Here is a 17,418-nt window from a genome sequence, read left to right on the forward strand (position 1 = left end):
CCGTTTCGATTTCGTTAAATAGTCGCATGCTCAAACAGCCCTCGGCGCCTGGCCAGAGCCAGGTTCCCTCAGAGAGTTGTGGAAAAAGGCGCCGCCCTCGCAATTTCGCCGTTGGCCAATACCCCTAACCGCGCTTATTTCCCGGAGATGGGAGAAGCACCTTTTTTAATTTCCTCCCAGACGGCGTCCATCTCGGCCGGCGTGGCGTCGCGGAGCGCCCGGCCGCGGGCGGCGAAATCCTTCTGAAGCTCCAGGAACCGGGCCATGAACTTGGCGTTGGCCCGGCGCAGGACGAGCTCGGGGTTGGCCTTCGCCAGGCGGGCGGCCTGGGCCAGGGCGAACAGGGCGTCCCCGATCTCCTCCTCGATCTCGCCGCTTCGGCCGCCGGCCAGAGCGGCGTCGATCTCGTCCAGCTCCTCCCGGACCTTGGCCAGGGCATCGCCGGCGGCCGGCCAATCGAAGGCTTCGTGGGCGGCCCGCTGGCCGATCTGAAAGGCCCGCAGCAGCGAGGGCGCCGATTCCGGGATGCCCTCGAACGGCGAAGTCCGGTTCTTCTCTTTGCGCTTTTCCCGGTTCCAGACAACGAGGACCCCGGCGGCGTCCTGCACCGGCGGGCCGCCGAAGACGTGGGGATGGCGGCGGATCAGCTTCTCGTTGATGCCGTCCAGGGCTGCGGCGGCGTCAAAGTCCCCTTTCTCCTCGAAGATCCGGGCCAGGAAGACGACCTCCATCAGGACATCCCCCAACTCCTCGGCCAGGGCCTTGGGATCGCCCTGGTCCAAGGAGTCGACGGCCTCGTAGACTTCCTCCAGGAAATAGCCGGCGATGGACTTGGCGTCCTGTTCCCGATCCCAGGGGCATCCGCCGGGGCCGCGCAAAGCCGCCAGGATATCGACCAGGCGCTGAAACTTGGGGCCGGCGCCTTCGCCGGGATTCCGTGTTACGATGTTTTCTCGTTCCCTGACTTCCATGGTCCATCTTTTAGCATACCTTCGGTCCCCGGCCAAGCCGCCGCCGAGATCGCTTCTGGACGCGGCCCGGTTCTTCGTGTACGAGGACCCCGTTAAGGGCGGTTCCGACATGAACCTCGAATACGCCAAACGGATGATCGACCTTTTGGACCTGCTCAAGGACCGGACCCAGGGCCGGCTGCGGCCTGCGGAATTCGACTTCCTCGATGGCTGCCTGTCGGAGCTGAAGCTCCATTACGTGCAGAAGGCGGAGATTCTCAAGGTCTGAGCGGACGCCCGGCATGCGCATTTTCCGCTCGTTGGCCGCCATCCCCCCTTCCAAGCCGCCCTTGGCCGCGGCCATCGGCAACTTCGACGGCCTTCACCTCGGCCACCGCCGGATCATCGACCGGCTCAAGGCCGCGGCCGCCCGACGAGGACTCCCGGCGGCCGCGGTGACCTTCGCTCCGCACCCGGAGAAGGTCTTCGGCCCCCACCGGCTCTGCATGCTGCAAACCCTCGACCAGCGCCTCGAAGGCTTGGCCAACCTCGGCTTGGATGCGGTCGTGATCGTGCCGTTCAGCCTGGAGTTCGCCCGCCGCCCCGGCGAGGAATTCGTCCGGGAAACCCTGATCTCCGGAATCAACGCCCGGGTCGTGGTGGTCGGCGCGGATTTCCGGTTCGGCCCCGATCGCTCGGCCGCCGTGGCCGACCTCCGCCGCTGGGGGCGGCGGGACGGCCTGGCCGTGCGGACCATCCCCCATGTCAAACGAGCCGGGCGGATCGTCCGCTCCAGCCGGATCCGCGATCTCCTGATGAGTGGGAGAATCGAGATGGCCAACGCCCTGCTCGGCCGCCCCTACGCCGTCGAAGGCGACGTCGTCGCAGGCGCCCGGCGGGGCCGCCGCATCGGCTTCCCCACCGCCAACCTGATCACCCCCAACGAGCTCATCCCTCGGGGCGTGTTCGTTTCCGTCCTAACCTCGGACGAGCGGGTCTTCCCCTCGGTCACCAGCGTGGGCGTGCGCCCGACCTTCCACGGCCACGAGGTCACCATCGAGACGCATATCCTGGACTTTCATGGCGACCTCTACGGAGTCGGAGTCCGGCTGGCCTTCCTGAGCAAGCTCCGCGACGAAGCCCGCTATCCCGACGCCGAGTCCTTGCGAGCCCAGATCGCCCGCGACGCGGAGGCGGCCAGGGGTTATTTCCGCCGCCGGGTTCTGGGCCAGGGCATTTGAGGCCAAACCCCGTTCAATGATATAAATAACGCTGGAGACCGAGTTGAAAGAAAAAATCAAAGCCGCCATCATGGATGCGGCAAAAATTCGCCGGGTTCTGTTCCGCCTGGCCACGGAAATCCTGGAGCGCAACCGCGACCTCAAGAACCTGGTCATCGTCGGCATCCCGACTCGGGGCCTTCCCCTGGCCCGCCGTCTCGCGGGCCTGATCCGGGACATGGAAGGAGTGGAGATCCCCGTGGCGGCCCTGGACATCTCCCCCTACCGCGACGACCGGAGCGCGTCTCATCCCGTTCCGGCCGCCGGCCGGAGCGTTCTGCCCTTCCCGATCGCCCGCAAGAACGTCATCCTGGTGGACGACGTCCTATTCACAGGCCGGACCATCCGGGCGGCCATGGATTCGCTCTTCGACATCGGCCGGGCCGAAACGATCCAGCTCCTCGTCCTCATCGATCGCGGCCATCGGGAGCTGCCCATCCGGGCCGATTATGTGGGCAAAGTCCTGCCCACCTCCCGCCGCGAGATCGTACAGGTGCGGCTTCGGGAGACGGACAAGAGCGACGAGGTCCTGATCGCCGAGCCGGTCGCCCTGAGCCGGCCGGCGGCGCGGCAACGGGCAAGGATGCCGCGGCCTTGAAGCTCCTCGTCCGAGGCGGCCGGGTCGTCGACCCGGGAACCGCCGTCGACGGTTGCCGCGATGTCCTGATCGAAGACGGCCGCATCGTCGCGGTCGAACCCCGGATCGAGGCCGGGGAAGCCCTCCTGATCGACGCCTCCGGGCTCGTCGTCGCCCCCGGGTTCATCGATATGCACGTCCACTTGCGCGAGCCCGGCCAAGAGCACAAAGAGACGATCGAGACGGGGGCTTGGGCGGCGGCCGCCGGAGGATTCACCTCGATCTGCGCCATGCCCAACACGAATCCGGTCAACGATCGCCCCGAGATCACCAGGCTGATTCTGGCCCGGGCGGCCGGCAAAGCCGTTGTCAACGTTTTCCCCATCGCCGCCATGACGCTGGGGCTTCGGGGAATGGAGCTCGTCGATATGGCCGCCCTGGCAGCCGCCGGGGCCGTGGCCTTCTCCGACGACGGCCGCTGCCTCCAAAACGCCGCCCTGATGCGGAGGGCCATGGAAACCGCCCGCGGCCTGGGGAAGCCGATCACGGACCATTGCGAAGACGCCTCCCTGGCCGGATCCGGAGTCATGCACGAGGGGCCTTGGGCGGCCCGCCTCGGCTTGTCGGGAATCCCGGCCGCCGCCGAGGACGTCATGGTCGCGCGGGACGCCATCCTGGCCGAGGCCCTGGGCGCGCCCGTCCACATCGCCCACTTGAGTACGGCCGGATCGGTCCGGATCGTGCGCCAGGCCAAGCGGCGGGGCGTCCCGATCACCGCCGAGGCGACCCCCCATCATCTGACCCTGACCGACGCCGCCCTCGAGACCGGGGACGCCCGCTTCAAGATGAACCCGCCGCTTCGCGGCGAGGAGGACGTGGCGGCGCTCCTCGAGGCCGTGGCGGACGGGACGATCGACGTCCTCGCCACCGACCACGCGCCCCACACGACGGCCGAGAAAGCGGTTGGGATCGCCGCCGCCCCATTCGGCATCGTCGGCCTTGAGACGGCGGTCCCGCTCCTGCTCGACCGTCTCGTCGGCCGGAACCTGATCGGCCTGGCCCGTTTCGTGGCCCTCTGGTCGACCCGACCGGCCGAGATCCTCGGCCTCCGGAACAAAGGCCGCCTGTCCGCCGGCGCCGACGCCGACCTGACGATCCTCGATCTGGACCGTTCCGTCGTCGTCGATTCCGGCGCTTTCCATTCCAAGAGCCGCAACACGCCGTTCGACGGCTGGGCCCTGCGGGGCGCCGCCGTCCGGACGATCGTGGGCGGACATCCCGTTTTCCCAAAGGAACAGCCATGAGAATCTTCGGAAAGCCAAAAGCCAAGCCGTCGCCGGCCGAACCCGGCCTGCCCCCCGCACCCTCGACGCTCCCGGATCCTCCCAAGCCGGAACCCAATCCCGCTACGCCCCGCATTCAGTCAGGGCCGCGCCCGGAGCTCTCGGGCCGGCAACGGAGTCAGCAAGGCCAACCCCACCCCCAGGGACAATCCCAGGGCCGGGGGGGGAGGAGTCCGCAGCGAAACCAGTCGGGCGGTCAACCCCGGCCTCGACGGCGGGGAAAATCGCCCCAAGGGCAGCGGCCGCCGCAGGCCCTGCCCGAAAACCCCGTCCAGGCTAAGCCCGCGCCGCCGCCGCCCGCGGCGCGCCCGCCCCGCCAGGCTCCGGTGCCTCGGACCACCCCGTTTGAAGAGCAGATCCATTATTTCTTCCGGAGCAAAGACCTTCGCGAGCAGGCCCTGACCCACAGCTCCTATGCCTACGAGAACCAGGGTCAATGCCGCGACAACGAGCTGCTCGAGTTCCTGGGTGACTCGGTCATCGGGCTCATCACGGCCGATTACTTCTTCTCCAACTACCGCGACACTACCGAGGGCGACCTGTCCAAGCTGAAGTCGTCCGCCTCGTCCACGGTCGCCTTGGCCGAGTTCGCCAAGCAGATCCACCTCGACAATCATATCCGGCTGGGCCGGGGCGAGGAGCGCAGCGGCGGCCGCCACAAGTCGAACATCCTGGCCGACGTCTTCGAAGCCGTGATCGGGGCCATCTACCTGGACGGCGGATTCGAGGCCGCCCGCTACTTCTTCCTGCCTCTGATCGAGTCGACCTTCCAAAAAGTTCAGACGATCGGTTACACCGTCGACAATTACAAGTCCGCGCTCCAGGAATACCTCCAGAAGGAGGACCTTCCCTCGCCCAGCTACAAAGTGGTCTCCTGCACCGGCCCCGACCATGACCGGGTCTTCACCGTCGAGGTTTTCGCCAACCGGACCTCGCTGGCCAAGGCCAAGGGGGCGTCCCGGAAAGCGGCCGAGCAGAAAGCCGCCGAGACCGCCTTGAAAAGCTTCCTGGGACGAAAAATCAAGTCGCTGACCCCGGAGACGTTCATCGTCGAGAAATAAATTCATCGCCCAATTCCGCGGAGGGCAGTTCGGAGTATCGACCCGGCGGCTTCGGGCTCTTCTCGCCTTTTCCCACAGCTCCCCTCGGCGCCTCGGAACTGCGCATTCAAGATCGTCCGGTCTTATAGACCGCCCACTCCATTTCGATTCCGTTAGATGGTCGCGTGCTCAAACAGCCCTCGGCGCCTGGCCGGAGCCAGGTTCCCTCGGGGAGTTATGGAAAAAGGCGCCGCCCTCGCGATTTCGCCGTTGGCCGATACCCCGAACCGCCCGAGTCTCCCCGGAATTGGGCGAAGATACGAAAAATACGGGGGCATCGACGTCGGCAAAAAAGCGCCCGGGGGCAGTCGTTTCGTAGTCCTCGTAACGACCAGCGCTTTGCCTGTCGTCGCGAGGGCTATTTGCTCAGCAGGGCGTCCAGAAACCGGAGGTTCGGGAAGCTGCTGCAGACGATCTTGAGCACGGCCATGATGGGCACGGCCAGGATCATCCCCGGGATGCCCCACATCCAACCCATGAAGAACAGGGACAGCAGGATGCCCAGGGGACTGAGCCCCAGCCCCTGGCCCATCAGGCGCGGCTCGATGACCATGCCCATGACGGCATCGATCAAGGTCATGATGACCAGGATCCAAAAGGCCCTCCAGAAGCTCGAGAACTGGACCATCGCGATCAGGAAGGGCAGCACTTTGGCGATGAAAGAACCGATGTTGGGGATGTAGTTGAGCAGAAAGGTGATGAACCCGAAGGCGATGGCGAAATCCACCCCGAAGATCATCAGGAGCAGGGTCGTGATCAGGCCCGAGGCGATGCTGATCGCCGTCTTGATGGCCAGGTATTTCTGGACCCGGCTGTCGATCTGGTCAATGATGGCCGCGAGCTGGGCGCCGCGATGGGGCGAAAAGGAGCGATGGATCTTCTCGTTCAATCGGCCGCGACCGGCCAACATGAAGATCAGGAAAATGAGGACGAGGAAGAAGGTCGAGAGGAACGACAGGAACGTCCCCAGCGAGGACAGGGCCATCGAGCCCAGCTTCTCGACGTTCATGCTCTTGAGCCAAACCAAGGGATCCCAGCGGGTCGAAGTCAAATGGAGGTTTTGCTGCAGGGCAGCGACCATATCGGTGAATTTTTGGCCGTATTTGGGGATTTCGGAAGCGAAGCTCTTGCCGCTCTCGTAGAACAGCACCCCCATCAGATAGAGGAGGAGGGCGGTGACCAGCAGGATGATGCCGACGGCGACGCCGCGGGAGACCTTCCAGCGCGTCAACAGATCGAGCACCGGCGAGAGCACAAAATAGATGAACAAGGCCAGGACGAACGGGATGAGAAAGGACTTGGCCAGCCGCAGGAAGCCCCCGATGAGAAAGATCGATAGCAGGATGCTGGCGAAGGTCAGCGATTTGTTCTTGTCCACAAAGCTATATTAAGCCATACCGAAGGTCCTTGTAAATCGATCGTTACGGGGGGGGGGGCCATCCCCCGCGAATTCACCCTTCGAGGGGATTGACCTCGCCGGAGTTCTTAGAGAGAATGACTCAACGAAGATCATCTCTTCCCGAGGCCGCCCTCCAGCGAGGGATGGTTCAGCGCGAGTCGTTCGAAAACAAGGAGGGTCCTCATGACTCCCAAAGCGTCTGCCCCGCCGCACATCCTGATCGCCGATGACGACCCGGTATCCTCCCGGATCATGATCAAGTCGCTTGAAAGCTGGGGCTTGGAGACCGTGTCCACGCGCAACGGCGGCGAAGCTTGGCAGGCCTTGCAGGACCCGAAGATCCGGATGGCCTTGCTGGACTGGGAAATGCCGGAAGCGGACGGCCCCGAGCTTTGCCGGCGAGTCCGGGCGGCGGCCGGCAAGCATTACACCTACATCATCCTGCTGACCTCACGGGATAAATCCGAGGATATCATTGCCGGCTTGGAAGCGGGCGCGGACGACTATATGGTCAAGCCGATCAAATTCCAGGAGCTGAAGGCTCGCCTGCAGACCGGGCGCCGCATCATCGAGCTGGAGGACAAGCTCCTGCAAAGCCAAAAGCGCCTCTTCGACCTGGCCACCAAGGACGGGCTGACCAAGCTTTGGAACCGGAGGACGATCCTGCAGTTCCTGGAGGAGGTGTTGTCCCAGGGCGAGCGGGAGGGCCAGCCGACCAGCCTGATCATGATGGACGTCGACAACTTCAAGACCATCAACGACACTTGTGGACATCAGGCCGGCGACAAAGTCCTGGCCGCGCTCGCCTCCCGTCTTCAGAAACAAGTCCGGCCCTACGATCGGATCGGCCGCTACGGCGGAGACGAAATCCTGATCGTCCTGCCCAACTGCCGGCTGTCCCACACGGCTGGGATCGCCGAGCGCCTGCGCCGGGACTGTATCCGGAAGCCGGCCAAGTTCAACGGGCAAGCGCTGGGGTTCACCCTGTCAATCGGGGTTTCATCCAGCGAGAACCGGACCCGGCCGACGGCCGACCGGCTCATCCAGGCTGGCGATCTGGCTCTCTACGAGGCCAAGCGCCTCGGTCGCGACCGGGTGGTCCGCTCCGAACCCGCCCCACCGCGTCGAAAAGGAATCTCCCGTGGCACCGGCAAGGCCTGATCGCACTCTCCCCCTCGACCGGGCCGAAGCGCTGGAGCGGATCGGCGGCGACGAGGCTTTTCTGGACGAGCTTCTGGCTCTTTACGACGAGGAATACGCAGCCAAATCGGCCGCCATCACATCCGCCCTCGAAGCGGGCGACTTGGATCAGGTCCGTTCCCTGGGCCACGGCTTGAAAGGGGCTTCGGCCAACCTTAGCCTGCCGGGATTGCGGGAAGCGGCCCAGGCTATCGAAACCGCCGGCCGGGAAAAGAACGGCCCGGCTGCCGGCACGGCCCTGCAACGGCTGGAAGAGGAATACAAGGCCTTAAAGGCCTTTCTGGGCTAAGCCGGCCTACTTCCCAGCCAACCCCGCCTCCAGCCCGGCGGCCGTTTGATCGCCCGCCGCTTTATCGGCGTCTTTGACTTTCATCGTCCCGAAAAGAAAGCGGCCCGATTGCCCGACGGTCATGTTATCGAGGTAAGGGTCCTTGAACTTGGCCGGAGAGGAGGTCGGAGAAACGGCCGCCTTGGCCAGGTAACGCTTCAACAGCGTCGCCGCTTCGCCCTCCGAAGCCGTCTCGATGATAAAGGCGTCGAATGCCCCGCCTGCGGTCTTATAAGAGGCAACCAGGCCGTTTTTCATGAATTCCAGGCCCAGGAAGCTCTTCAGGATGAACTTCTCGCTGTTGGCGATGCGCCCCTCGGCCGGGAAAGCCTTGAGGACGGCCGGAAATGCGCCCGGGTCGCCGATCTTGCGGAGGATCTCGGCCGCGAATGCCCGCAGGACGGGTTCGGTCTTCTCGCCGGCGTCGTAGGCCATCAGCTTGACGTAATACTTCCCGGCCAGAAAGTTGAGCGTCCCCTCCTCGAGGTAGCCCTGGACGCCGATCGGCAGAAAACGGCTCTCCGCAAAGCGCTCGGTCGTATAGATGCCGAAGGCGTTGAGCGGACGGCCCATGTCGTAGACGTCGACGCTAAGGGTGGCCTTCCCGCCGTCCTGCTTGAACTGGCCCACGGCGGCGTCGATCATGTCATAGTTGATGAAGGCTTCAGCCGCCCCGTCGATGTATTCGAAAAGCGATTCGGGCCCGTATAGCTTCGGCTCCTCGGAGAACGACCAGCCGGGGATGCGGGGCAGGAGGTCGAGCGTCTTTAAGGCCCCGCCGGCGATGGCGACAACGGACAATACGGCCAGCGCCAGGCTGATGGCGCTAAGCGTATACTTGGAATGTTTCATTTTCTCGCTCCTCGGATCGATCAGCCGTCTTCTATGATACGGGTCCTTGCTGCTTATGACAAGCCGGCGATTGAGCGGTTGTTGACTTCGCCCGCCGCGGGGGCTACCTTGATATGCATGGCCGCTCCGATGGTCGTCGTTGTCCGGGCGCCCGGAGTGCTCTCGTCCGACGGGATGGTCAGGCCCGCCTCTCTCGTCGCCATGTTCGAGCGAGGCCTAAGCCGGCTGACCGGCCAGACGGGAGCGGCGGCCGGATTGGCCGCCCTTTTCGTCCCGACCGACCGGGTCGGGATCAAGATCAACGGTATCGCCGGCCGGCGGCTGACATCCCCGCCCGAGGTGACCCTCCCCCTGGCCCGTCTGCTTGTCCGGGCCGGGCTCCCCGATCAAGCCGTCACCATCTGGGACCGGACGAACCGTGAGCTGCGCGAGGCCGGCTACCGACTCAGCAACTCGGGCTCCGAATTTCGCGTTTACGGCACGGACACGGTCGGCGCCGGTTACGGAGCCGAACCCCTGGAACACCGTTCGATCGCCGGGCGGTTCTCCGCCATCCAGACGGAGATGGTGACGGCCTCGATCAGCTTCGCCGTCCTCAAGGACCACGGCCTGGCCGGGCTCACGGCCGGGATGAAGAACTATTTCGGCGCCATCCACAACCCCAACAAATACCATGACGACGGCTGCGACCCATTCGTCGCCGATCTCGTCGACGCCCCGCCTATCCGTTCCAAGCACCGGCTGACCGTCCTGGACGCCCTGACCGTCCAATTCAACCGAGGGCCGTCGTTCCACGCCAAATGGGCCGATCGGAGCGAGACCCTTGTCTTCGGGACCGACCCTGTAGCCGTGGACGCGGTGGGCCTGCGGATCGTAGCCGGCCTTCGGCAAGCCAAGGGCCTGCCGAGCCTCGAGGAGGACGGCCGCCCCGCGCGCTACCTGGCTTCGGCCGAGCGGCTCGGCCTGGGCGCCTCCTCATTGGCGGCAATCCGGGTCGTCGAGGAGTCGGCCTGATGCGGCGAAGGGGCTTTCTCCGGGGGGCGGCGGGCGCCGGCTTGGCCCTCGGCAGCGGAGCGGGCCGCGTCCTTGCCGACGCCTATTCGTTCGGCCAGACGCCCAATCTCTCCAAGGTCGAAGCCCGCTATTACAAGAAGCTGCCGGACCGCGAAATCGAATGCGAGCTTTGCCCGCGCCGCTGCCGCTTGGGCGACAAGGAGCGCGGCTACTGCGGCGTGCGGGAGAACGACGGGGGGACTTACTATTCGCTCGTCTACGGCAAGGTCTGCGCTCTCCATGTCGACCCGATCGAGAAGAAGCCGTTCTTCCACGTCCTGCCCAAAACGAACGCCCTATCGCTGGCCACGGCCGGCTGCAACGTCAACTGCAGGTTTTGCCAGAATTGGGAGATCTCCCAATCCCGGCCGGAGCAGGTCGACGCGGCGGACCTTCCGCCGCGGGCGGCGGCCGAGACGGCCCTGCGATACGGATGCCCGTCGATCGCCTTCACCTACTCGGAGCCGACGGTCTACTACGAATACATGGCGGACACGGCGGTCGAGGCCCGCCGGCTGGGGTTGAAGAGCGTCGTCGTCACCGGAGGGCACATCAACCCCGAGCCGCTGCGGGCCTTGACGGAAAAAGTGGACGCGATCAAGATCGACCTCAAGGCTTTCCGAAAGGATTTCTATAAGACCTATGTCCGGGGAGATCTGGCGCCGGTGATGGAGGCCATTCGAACGGTCCGCAAGAGCGGGATCTGGCTGGAGATCGTTTACCTCGTCATCCCGACACTCAACGACGGCGAGTCCGAGATCCGGGACATGACACGCTGGATCCTGGGCGAGATCGGGCCGGACGTGCCGCTTCATTTCACGCGTTTCCAGCCGATGTATCTGCTCAAGAACCTGCCCCCGACTCCCGTCTCGACGCTGGAAGCGGCCCGTCGCACCGCCCTGGCCGAGGGGCTTCGCTTCGTCTACCTCGGCAATGTCCCTGGACACGAGGGGGAGAACACCTACTGCCCGAAGTGCCGGACGGCGATCATCGAGCGTTCCGGCTATGAGATCAAAGCCGTCCATCTCAAGGGGGGCGCTTGCCCGATCTGCCGAACGCCGATCCCCGGGCTGTGGACCTGAAGCTTCAGCCCGCCGCCGCCCGGCTGGGATTTCTGGCCTCCGCCTGGCAGATCCTCCTGCTGCGGGAATTCGCCGCCCAGTTCTACGGCTCCGAGCTATCGTTCGGGTTCGTTTTGGCATTCTGGCTGCTCTGGGGCGGGTTGGGCAGCCGATCTGGCGGCGGCCGCCGTCCGGGGTGCGCCTCGGCCGAAAATCTCCTGCTGGCCGCTCTCTTCGGCGCGCCGATCGGATTCGCCATGCTGCGCCTATCGGGGCCGGCCTTGGGCCTGCTGCCCGGCGAAGTGACCGGCTTCGGACCGATCCTGATTTTCGCCGCGGCCGCGACGGGACCGATGAATTTCTTCCTCGGAGCGGCCTTCGCCCGGGCCGCGTCCTCCGGGAGCTCGGCCGGCGCTTACTTCTGGGAGTCGGCCGGCGCCGCGGCGGGCGCGGCGGTTTCCTACGCCATCCTGCTTCCCTTCCTTTCGACCGGGGCGGCCTTGGCCGCCGTCGGAATCATCGGCGTCCTCGCTTCGCGGCTCGACGGACCCAAGGCGCGCCGCGGCCTGGTCTTGGCCGCGGCCGCGGGATGGAGCCTACTGCCGGCCGTCCTCGACGCCCCCGGACAAGTCCTTCACTGGCGCCCTTTCGAACTGGTCCTGACGACGGACGGCCGCTACGGCCGAGTCCAGGTCATCCGGGCCGCCGGGGAAGTGACCGTCTATGAGAACGGGCTCAAATCTTTCACTGCCGGGGACAAGGCCGCGGGCGAGGAGGCGGCCGGATTCGCGCTCCTGCAGCGTCCCCGAACAGGCCGCGTCCTCCTTCTCGGCAACGGCTTCGCCGGCTTGGCCGCCGAAGTCCTGCGTTATGGGCCGGAAGCCGTCGAAATCGTCGAGACCGATCCGACTTTGTTCCAATCCGTGAAGCGTTTCCTGCCCCCGGAGGATATCGCCGCCCTGGCCGATCCGCGCATCGTCCTGACGATCGCGGACGGCCGGGCGTACTTGAGCCGCCAAAGCCCCGGGTTCGACGTCATCCTCATCGGCTTGCCCGACCCCGCCTCCGCCCAGATCAATCGCTTCTACTCGTCCGAATTCTTCCGCCTGGCGGCCGGCCGCCTCAAGCCCGGAGGGGTAATCTCCTTCCGCGCCGCGGCGGCGGAGAACTATGTCAGCCCGGTCCTGGCGCGATATCTCGGCACCCACGAGGCGACGCTCAAGACAGCCTTCTCCCGCGTCGAGGTCGTCCCAGGCGCCTCGGCCGTCTTTCTGGCCTCCCAGGGCCCGCTGACTCTCGATCCGGACCAGCTGGCCGACGAGCTTGAACGAAGGGGGGTGGAGACGGCGTCCTTCAATCGGGGCTTTCTTCGAGCCCGGCTGCACCCGCTGCGCCGCGAGCGCCTGCGGACGGCCCTGGCCGCCGCAGACGCCGCTATCAACTCGGACGACCGGCCGATCGGCTTCCTGTACCAAACCGGCTTGTGGAGCGCCCAAAAGCGCGGGCCGGACGCGGCTTTGCTGAACTTCCTCGCCTCCACCCGCCCGCTCGTGCTTCTTCTGGCCGCCTTCCTGCCGCTCCTTGCCGCGATGGCCGTCTCGCTGGTGCGCTCCCGACGGCGGGCCCGAACGCCGCCCGCCTATCCGTTCGCAGTGATCGGTCTGACGACAATGGCCGTGGAAATTCTCCTCCTCATCCGCTACCAGACCCTATATGGCGGACTCTATGGCCGCGTCGCGCTCCTGCTCGGGTTGTTCATGGCCGGCACGGCAACGGGCGCTTGGCTGGCGGCTCGGCGCCGGACAGCCGGTCCGCTGGATATTCTCATCCCTCCCATTTCCTCCTTCGCGCTCCTCGGCCTTTCCGCCTGGGGCTGGGACAAAGCGCTGGGCCCTATCTTGTTCGCCGGCCTATTCCCGATCTGGGGATGTTGGGGAGGATATCTCTTCGCCGCCTTGAGCCGGGCTCGTCCGGCCCCGGCCGAAAAAGCCGGCCGCGGCTATGCTGCCGATCTATTGGGGGCGTTTGCGGGTTCGCTCGTCCTGGCGGCGATTCTCCTGCCGCTCCTCGGACTCGACCGGCTGTTCGCCGCCCTGGCGGGCGTCAACCTCGCCCTTCTCGCCGCTTTGGCCTTGGACAGGCGCTTCCATTGATCCCGGCTTCCTTGTGAGGGCGCAGGTTCTATCCTATAATCCGGTTCTCATGGCCCCTAATGCCGCCGAAACTCTGATCGCCAGCATCCGCCGCGTCTTCATCGGCGAGGAAGCCACGGTCCGGCTGGCCGTGACCGCTCTGCTGGCCCGTGGACATCTGTTGATCGAGGACGTCCCCGGCATCGGCAAAACCCTTCTCGGGATCGCCCTGGCTCGGTCGATCGACGCGTCTTTCAAGCGCATCCAGTTCACCAACGACCTCCTGCCCTCGGACATCCTCGGCCTATCAATCTATGACGCCAAGACCGGGGCCTTCGACTTCAAGCCCGGCCCCATCTTCAACCAGATCATCCTGGCCGACGAGATCAACCGGACGACCCCCAAGACCCAGAGCGCCCTGCTCGAGGCCATGAGCGACCTGCAGGTGTCCGTGGACGGGGCGACGCGGCCCTTGCCCTTGCCGTTCATGATCATCGCCACCCAGAACCCGATCGAGTATCACGGGACGTTCCCGCTCCCGGAAGCCCAGCTTGACCGGTTCCTCCTACGGCTGAAAATCGGCTATCCGACGCGCCGGGACGAGACCGAGATCATCCGGGGGACGGATTACTATGAACGGGCCCAGCGGCTCGATCCCGTCCTGTCCGCCGCCGAGATCCTATCCCTGCAGGAACGCGTGGGATCTGTCCGGATCGATCCATCCCTGTTGGGTTACATTCTCGACCTTGTCCGTGCCACCCGGGACGACCACCGCGTCAAGCTGGGCGCCAGCCCGCGGGGGGCGCTCCTCCTGCGGCGGGCCTCCCAGGCCTACGCCCTGACGCACGGCCGGGAGCACCTCCTCCCCGAAGACATCCAAACCGTGGCCGTCCCCGTCCTGGCCCACCGGATCATCATCGACTCGCAATCCTACGGCCTTGTCCGCATTCACGAATCGGACGCCGAGATCGAGGAGGTCCTGCGCCGGGTCCCGGTCCCGGTCTGAGCCGAACCCCCATGCGCTGGACCCGCCTGGGCTTGTCCGTTCTCGCCGCCGCCGCCTTCACCGCGTTCGGCGGCCTGATCGGGGGCAACAATCTTCTCTATCTGGTGGCCGCCGTCCTATTGGCTGCACTCCTCACGTCGTATATCCAAACCCGGTTCGGCGCCGTCGGGATCGAGATCGACTTCGAGATCCCCGAGCAGGTCTTTCGCGACGCGCCGTGCCTGATTCCGATCGAAGCCCGTAACCCTAAACGCCGGGCTCTCCACCAGATGGCCGTCGCAGGCCCCTGGGGCCGGGCCGAGCTGCCCTTTATCCCGGGGCGCGGCTCGGCCCGGGCCGAGATGACCCATGTCTTCCGGCGCCGCGGCCGGACCTCGGCCGATGACCTGGTCCTTGAATGCGTCCAGCCCTTCGGCCTCTTCCGGCACCGCCGACCGCTCAAGGAAGTGGTCGTTACCGTCCTGCCGCCTCTCCACGAAATCTTCGGCCGGCCCGAGACGTCGGCCGTCCGGCAGGACTCCGTTCCTGTTCCCAAGCGCGGTGTCGGGGACGAGTTTCACGGCGTCCACGAATACGGCCCGGGCGAGGACTCCCGGCTCATCAATTGGAAGCTGACCGCTCGAACCGGCCGCCCGCTCATCCTGGAGTTCGCTCAGACCGTCGGCAACCGGGTCACCGTCACGGTGGACGGCGCGCCCGGGCCGGAGACCGAGGCGCGGATCTCGGAAGCGGCGTCCCTGGCCCGGTTCTTTATCGATGAAGGCGCCGAAGTGCGGCTCCGGACGAACGAAGGAGAGCTGGCCTACGGCCGAGGATTGCTTCATCTTCAGGCGATCCTGGAGACGCTGGCCCTGCTCGGCGAAGGCAGGGAAGTTCGGGCGGCGCCGGGGAAGAGCTTGATCCCTCCCCGGCCCGCGGCTCCCCCGCCGGATTCGCCTCCGGCATCGCTCTACCTGGCCGCGTCCTCGGCAATCGCCGCGCTCTGGCTCGTCGACAGGATTCCGCCCCTGTTCACAGCCGTTTCGGCCCTGATCCTGCCGGTCGGCTGGATCTTCGATCGTCGCAAGCTCCACCCCGTCCCGCGCTGGGCCTTCGATGCGGGTGCCCTGGTCGTGCTCGTATTGGCCTTCCTGGTGGGACTTCCCGCGGCCGGCCTCATCCCGACCGTCGCGGCCATTCTCGTCTATGTGACAACGGCCTATCTCTGGTCGCCCAAGACCGCGCCGGTCCGGAGCCGCCTCCTGCTGACCTTCTTTCTGCTCTTCGTCCTGGCTTCGAGCCAGGCCGTGGACCTCTGGTATCTACCGGTCTTCGCCGCGTTCTTCCTGGCCACGGGCGGCTGGCTGGCCCGCTGGAACGATCCCCCGACGGCTCCGGGCCCGCGGGCAAACCGGAAGCGGGGCGTCTTGGCGGCGGGCGGCCGCGTCCTGCTTCTGGCCGTCCTTCTGTTCGCCGTGCTGCCCCGCGCCTACAGCCCGCGCATGCAGCAGCTTCTGGCGTCGACGGGCTTGAGCCGATTCCAGGATCCTCGGACGTCCTTCGCCGGGCTTTCGGATCGAGTCGATCTGGGATTCTTCGGTCCGCTCCGGAAGAACCCGGCCCGGGCCATGCAAATCAGCTTTCCCGGTTCCCCCGCCGGCTTCAGACGGCCCGACGTCCTTCGGGTTCGGGCGGGCGCATTCGATCGCTTCACGGGCCGACGCTGGGTTCGGAGCGGGGGGGACTTCCTGGTCAGGGAAGGCAGCCGTCCGATCAAATCGCGAAACGGCCTTTACGCGGTCCGCAACCGCGACGGGCTGATTGCCTTTCCCGGCTACGATCCGGCGCGGACGGCGATCGCCCAGGAGCTTCTCGTCTATCCCATGATCGGATCGACCGTCTTCAGCGCCGGCGGCATCGCCGCCCTGCAAACGGGGACGCGCTCGGCCGCCTTCGACCTCGACGACACCGTCTCCTTTCCTTTCCTGTTCGGCGTCCCGATCCGATACCGCGTCCTTTCGTTATCAGAAGCCCCGGCCTATGGCGATGCCATCGAAGGCTACGAAGGGATCCTCGCGGAACGGTTCCTCGATCCGGACGGCACGGATGCCCGCTGGACGGCCGAAGCGGAGCGGATGACGGCTCGGGCCAAAACGGCGGAAGAACGGGCGGCTGATATGGAGGCGTGGTTCAAAACGCGATTCTCCTATTCCCTGGCGACGGCCGATAACCGTCAGGACCTGGCCTCGTTCCTCTGGACGACACGGGCCGGCAACTGCGAGTATTTCGCCTCGGCCATGACCCTGCTCCTCCGCCGGCTTGGCATCCCCAGCCGGCTGGTCGTCGGCTTCCTGGCGGCCGAATGGAACGAGTTCGGCGGATTCTTCGACGTCCGCCAAAGCGACGCTCACGCCTGGGTCGAAGCCTATCTGCCGGGCCGAGGCTGGACGACCTTCGATCCGACTCCGGCCGACGTTCTCGACCGGGGGGGGCGAACTCTTTTAGCCTGGGCCTGGGGCCGGATCCGCCGGGGCCTGGATGCGGTCGAGTCGCGTTGGTATCGGTATATCGTCGGCTACGATCCGGAGACCCGTTTGTCGCTCTTTCATCTGCTCGGGCAGGCTTTCTCGCGCCTGATCCTCCCGGCCGGCGGAGCGGCTCTCTTGCTCGCCGTCCTGGCGGTCATCGGGAGCAAGGGGAAGTTCCTCCGACGGTGGCGGCGGAAGCGGCGGCGGCGATCGCGCCGGGAGCACTTCTACTACCGCGTCCTCGACAAGCTGGAGCGGACCGGCTTCGAGCGTTCGCCCGGGCAGACTGCGGCCGATTGGGCAGCCGACGTCGTCCGCAAGCGGCCCGAACTGGCAGACCTGCTCGGCTTGACGGAAACTTTCTACCTTGTCCGCTACGCCGGCGTGAGCCTGTCCGCCGACGACGAGCGCCGGGCCCACGCGGCCTCGGACCGACTGCTATCTGCGATTGGCCGAGTTTCTTCTGGGAGAAAGAGCAACTGAAGGGTTTCCCGCTATCCCGAAAAGCTCTTCAACTTGGGCGAGGGGTATGGGGGTCAAAACCAATCGACGAGGAAGCGAGCACGGTCCCCTGCGAAGCAGGGGGAGCGACCGAGTCGGCGGAGCGAACGCGCTCGCTGGGCGCGTGAG

15 protein-coding genes are annotated in these 17,418 nt (G+C 65.9%); 12 read left to right on the forward strand and 3 right to left on the reverse strand.

Annotated elements, in window-relative coordinates; genetic code table 11:
* Nucleotides 1-134 precede the first annotated feature (134 nt).
* The gene (gene mazG, locus NTZ26_07430; GenBank protein ID MCX6560331.1) at nt 135-971 is read right to left on the reverse strand and encodes a nucleoside triphosphate pyrophosphohydrolase; all 837 of its coding nucleotides are present in this window, start codon (nt 969-971) and stop codon (nt 135-137) included.
* Between mazG and NTZ26_07435 the strand changes: the two genes are divergently transcribed.
* From NTZ26_07435 to rnc, 5 genes are all read left to right on the forward strand, one after another.
* Complete coding sequence (locus tag NTZ26_07435; protein MCX6560332.1) at nt 946-1,239, forward strand: DUF1844 domain-containing protein; 294 nt, start codon at nt 946-948, stop codon at nt 1,237-1,239. The two genes, mazG and NTZ26_07435, sit on opposite strands and share 26 nt — an antisense overlap.
* Before the next feature lie 13 nt (nt 1,240-1,252).
* Complete coding sequence (gene ribF, locus NTZ26_07440; protein ID MCX6560333.1) at nt 1,253-2,191, forward strand: riboflavin biosynthesis protein RibF; 939 nt, start codon at nt 1,253-1,255, stop codon at nt 2,189-2,191.
* A 43-nt stretch (nt 2,192-2,234) separates the two neighbouring features.
* Nucleotides 2,235-2,828, forward strand: coding sequence for a bifunctional pyr operon transcriptional regulator/uracil phosphoribosyltransferase PyrR (gene pyrR, locus NTZ26_07445; GenBank protein MCX6560334.1), 594 nt, complete (start codon nt 2,235-2,237; stop codon nt 2,826-2,828).
* Nucleotides 2,825-4,111: a dihydroorotase gene (locus NTZ26_07450; GenBank protein MCX6560335.1), complete on the forward strand. Its 1,287-nt coding sequence runs from the start codon at nt 2,825-2,827 to the stop codon at nt 4,109-4,111. Before pyrR ends, NTZ26_07450 begins: the two co-directional genes overlap by 4 nt.
* A 365-nt stretch (nt 4,112-4,476) precedes the next feature.
* The gene (gene rnc, locus NTZ26_07455) at nt 4,477-5,211 is read left to right on the forward strand and encodes a ribonuclease III (protein MCX6560336.1); all 735 of its coding nucleotides are present in this window, start codon (nt 4,477-4,479) and stop codon (nt 5,209-5,211) included.
* A gap of 397 nt (nt 5,212-5,608) precedes the next feature.
* On the opposite strand, the gene NTZ26_07460 is transcribed toward rnc, so the two are convergent.
* The gene (locus tag NTZ26_07460; protein ID MCX6560337.1) at nt 5,609-6,628 is read right to left on the reverse strand and encodes an AI-2E family transporter; all 1,020 of its coding nucleotides are present in this window, start codon (nt 6,626-6,628) and stop codon (nt 5,609-5,611) included.
* A 204-nt stretch (nt 6,629-6,832) separates the two neighbouring features.
* Here NTZ26_07460 and NTZ26_07465 point away from each other — a divergent pair, with 204 nt between their 5' ends.
* Together NTZ26_07465 and NTZ26_07470 are read left to right on the forward strand one after the other, a co-directional pair.
* Nucleotides 6,833-7,810, forward strand: a complete 978-nt coding sequence (locus NTZ26_07465; protein ID MCX6560338.1) for a diguanylate cyclase — start codon at nt 6,833-6,835, stop codon at nt 7,808-7,810.
* On the forward strand, nt 7,791-8,138 hold the full coding sequence (locus NTZ26_07470; GenBank protein MCX6560339.1) for an Hpt domain-containing protein: 348 nt from the start codon (nt 7,791-7,793) through the stop codon (nt 8,136-8,138). Before NTZ26_07465 ends, NTZ26_07470 begins: the two co-directional genes overlap by 20 nt.
* Before the next feature lie 6 nt (nt 8,139-8,144).
* Here the strand turns inward: NTZ26_07470 and NTZ26_07475 are convergent, their stop codons facing one another.
* The gene (locus NTZ26_07475; protein ID MCX6560340.1) at nt 8,145-9,029 is read right to left on the reverse strand and encodes a hypothetical protein; all 885 of its coding nucleotides are present in this window, start codon (nt 9,027-9,029) and stop codon (nt 8,145-8,147) included.
* A gap of 117 nt (nt 9,030-9,146) precedes the next feature.
* Between NTZ26_07475 and NTZ26_07480 the strand changes: the two genes are divergently transcribed.
* From NTZ26_07480 to NTZ26_07500, 5 genes are read left to right on the forward strand one after another with little or no spacing between them, the layout of a single operon-like run.
* A complete protein-coding gene (locus NTZ26_07480; protein MCX6560341.1) occupies nt 9,147-10,043 on the forward strand; it encodes a DUF362 domain-containing protein in 897 nt (298 codons plus the stop codon).
* Nucleotides 10,043-11,164 (forward strand): AmmeMemoRadiSam system radical SAM enzyme, encoded by a 1,122-nt coding sequence (amrS, locus tag NTZ26_07485; protein MCX6560342.1) that lies wholly within the window; start codon nt 10,043-10,045, stop codon nt 11,162-11,164. The genes NTZ26_07480 and amrS overlap by 1 nt, the downstream gene beginning before the upstream one ends.
* Nucleotides 11,122-13,296 (forward strand): hypothetical protein, encoded by a 2,175-nt coding sequence (locus NTZ26_07490; protein MCX6560343.1) that lies wholly within the window; start codon nt 11,122-11,124, stop codon nt 13,294-13,296. The genes amrS and NTZ26_07490 overlap by 43 nt, the downstream gene beginning before the upstream one ends.
* A 49-nt stretch (nt 13,297-13,345) precedes the next feature.
* The gene (locus tag NTZ26_07495; protein MCX6560344.1) at nt 13,346-14,281 is read left to right on the forward strand and encodes a MoxR family ATPase; all 936 of its coding nucleotides are present in this window, start codon (nt 13,346-13,348) and stop codon (nt 14,279-14,281) included.
* A gap of 11 nt (nt 14,282-14,292) precedes the next feature.
* A complete protein-coding gene (locus tag NTZ26_07500; GenBank protein MCX6560345.1) occupies nt 14,293-17,271 on the forward strand; it encodes a transglutaminaseTgpA domain-containing protein in 2,979 nt (992 codons plus the stop codon).
* Nucleotides 17,272-17,418: the final 147 nt, after the last annotated feature.

The sequence above is a fragment of the Candidatus Aminicenantes bacterium genome, from assembly GCA_026393855.1.
Taxonomy (GTDB): Bacteria; Acidobacteriota; Aminicenantia; order Aminicenantales; family UBA4085; genus UBA4085.

Excerpts from the sequence above, each read along its gene's own strand:
- NTZ26_07465 (MCX6560338.1), top strand. The coding sequence starts at position 6,833 with ATGACTCCCAAAGCGTCTGCCCCGCCGCACATCCTGATCGCCGATGAC.
- ribF (MCX6560333.1), top strand. The coding sequence starts at position 1,253 with ATGCGCATTTTCCGCTCGTTGGCCGCCATCCCCCCTTCCAAGCCGCCC.
- NTZ26_07480 (MCX6560341.1), top strand. The coding sequence starts at position 9,147 with ATGGCCGCTCCGATGGTCGTCGTTGTCCGGGCGCCCGGAGTGCTCTCG.
- NTZ26_07435 (MCX6560332.1), top strand. The coding sequence starts at position 946 with ATGTTTTCTCGTTCCCTGACTTCCATGGTCCATCTTTTAGCATACCTT.
- mazG (MCX6560331.1), bottom strand. The coding sequence starts at position 971 with ATGGAAGTCAGGGAACGAGAAAACATCGTAACACGGAATCCCGGCGAA.
- NTZ26_07495 (MCX6560344.1), top strand. The coding sequence starts at position 13,346 with ATGGCCCCTAATGCCGCCGAAACTCTGATCGCCAGCATCCGCCGCGTC.
- amrS (MCX6560342.1), top strand. The coding sequence starts at position 10,043 with ATGCGGCGAAGGGGCTTTCTCCGGGGGGCGGCGGGCGCCGGCTTGGCC.
- NTZ26_07475 (MCX6560340.1), bottom strand. The coding sequence starts at position 9,029 with ATGAAACATTCCAAGTATACGCTTAGCGCCATCAGCCTGGCGCTGGCC.
- NTZ26_07500 (MCX6560345.1), top strand. The coding sequence starts at position 14,293 with ATGCGCTGGACCCGCCTGGGCTTGTCCGTTCTCGCCGCCGCCGCCTTC.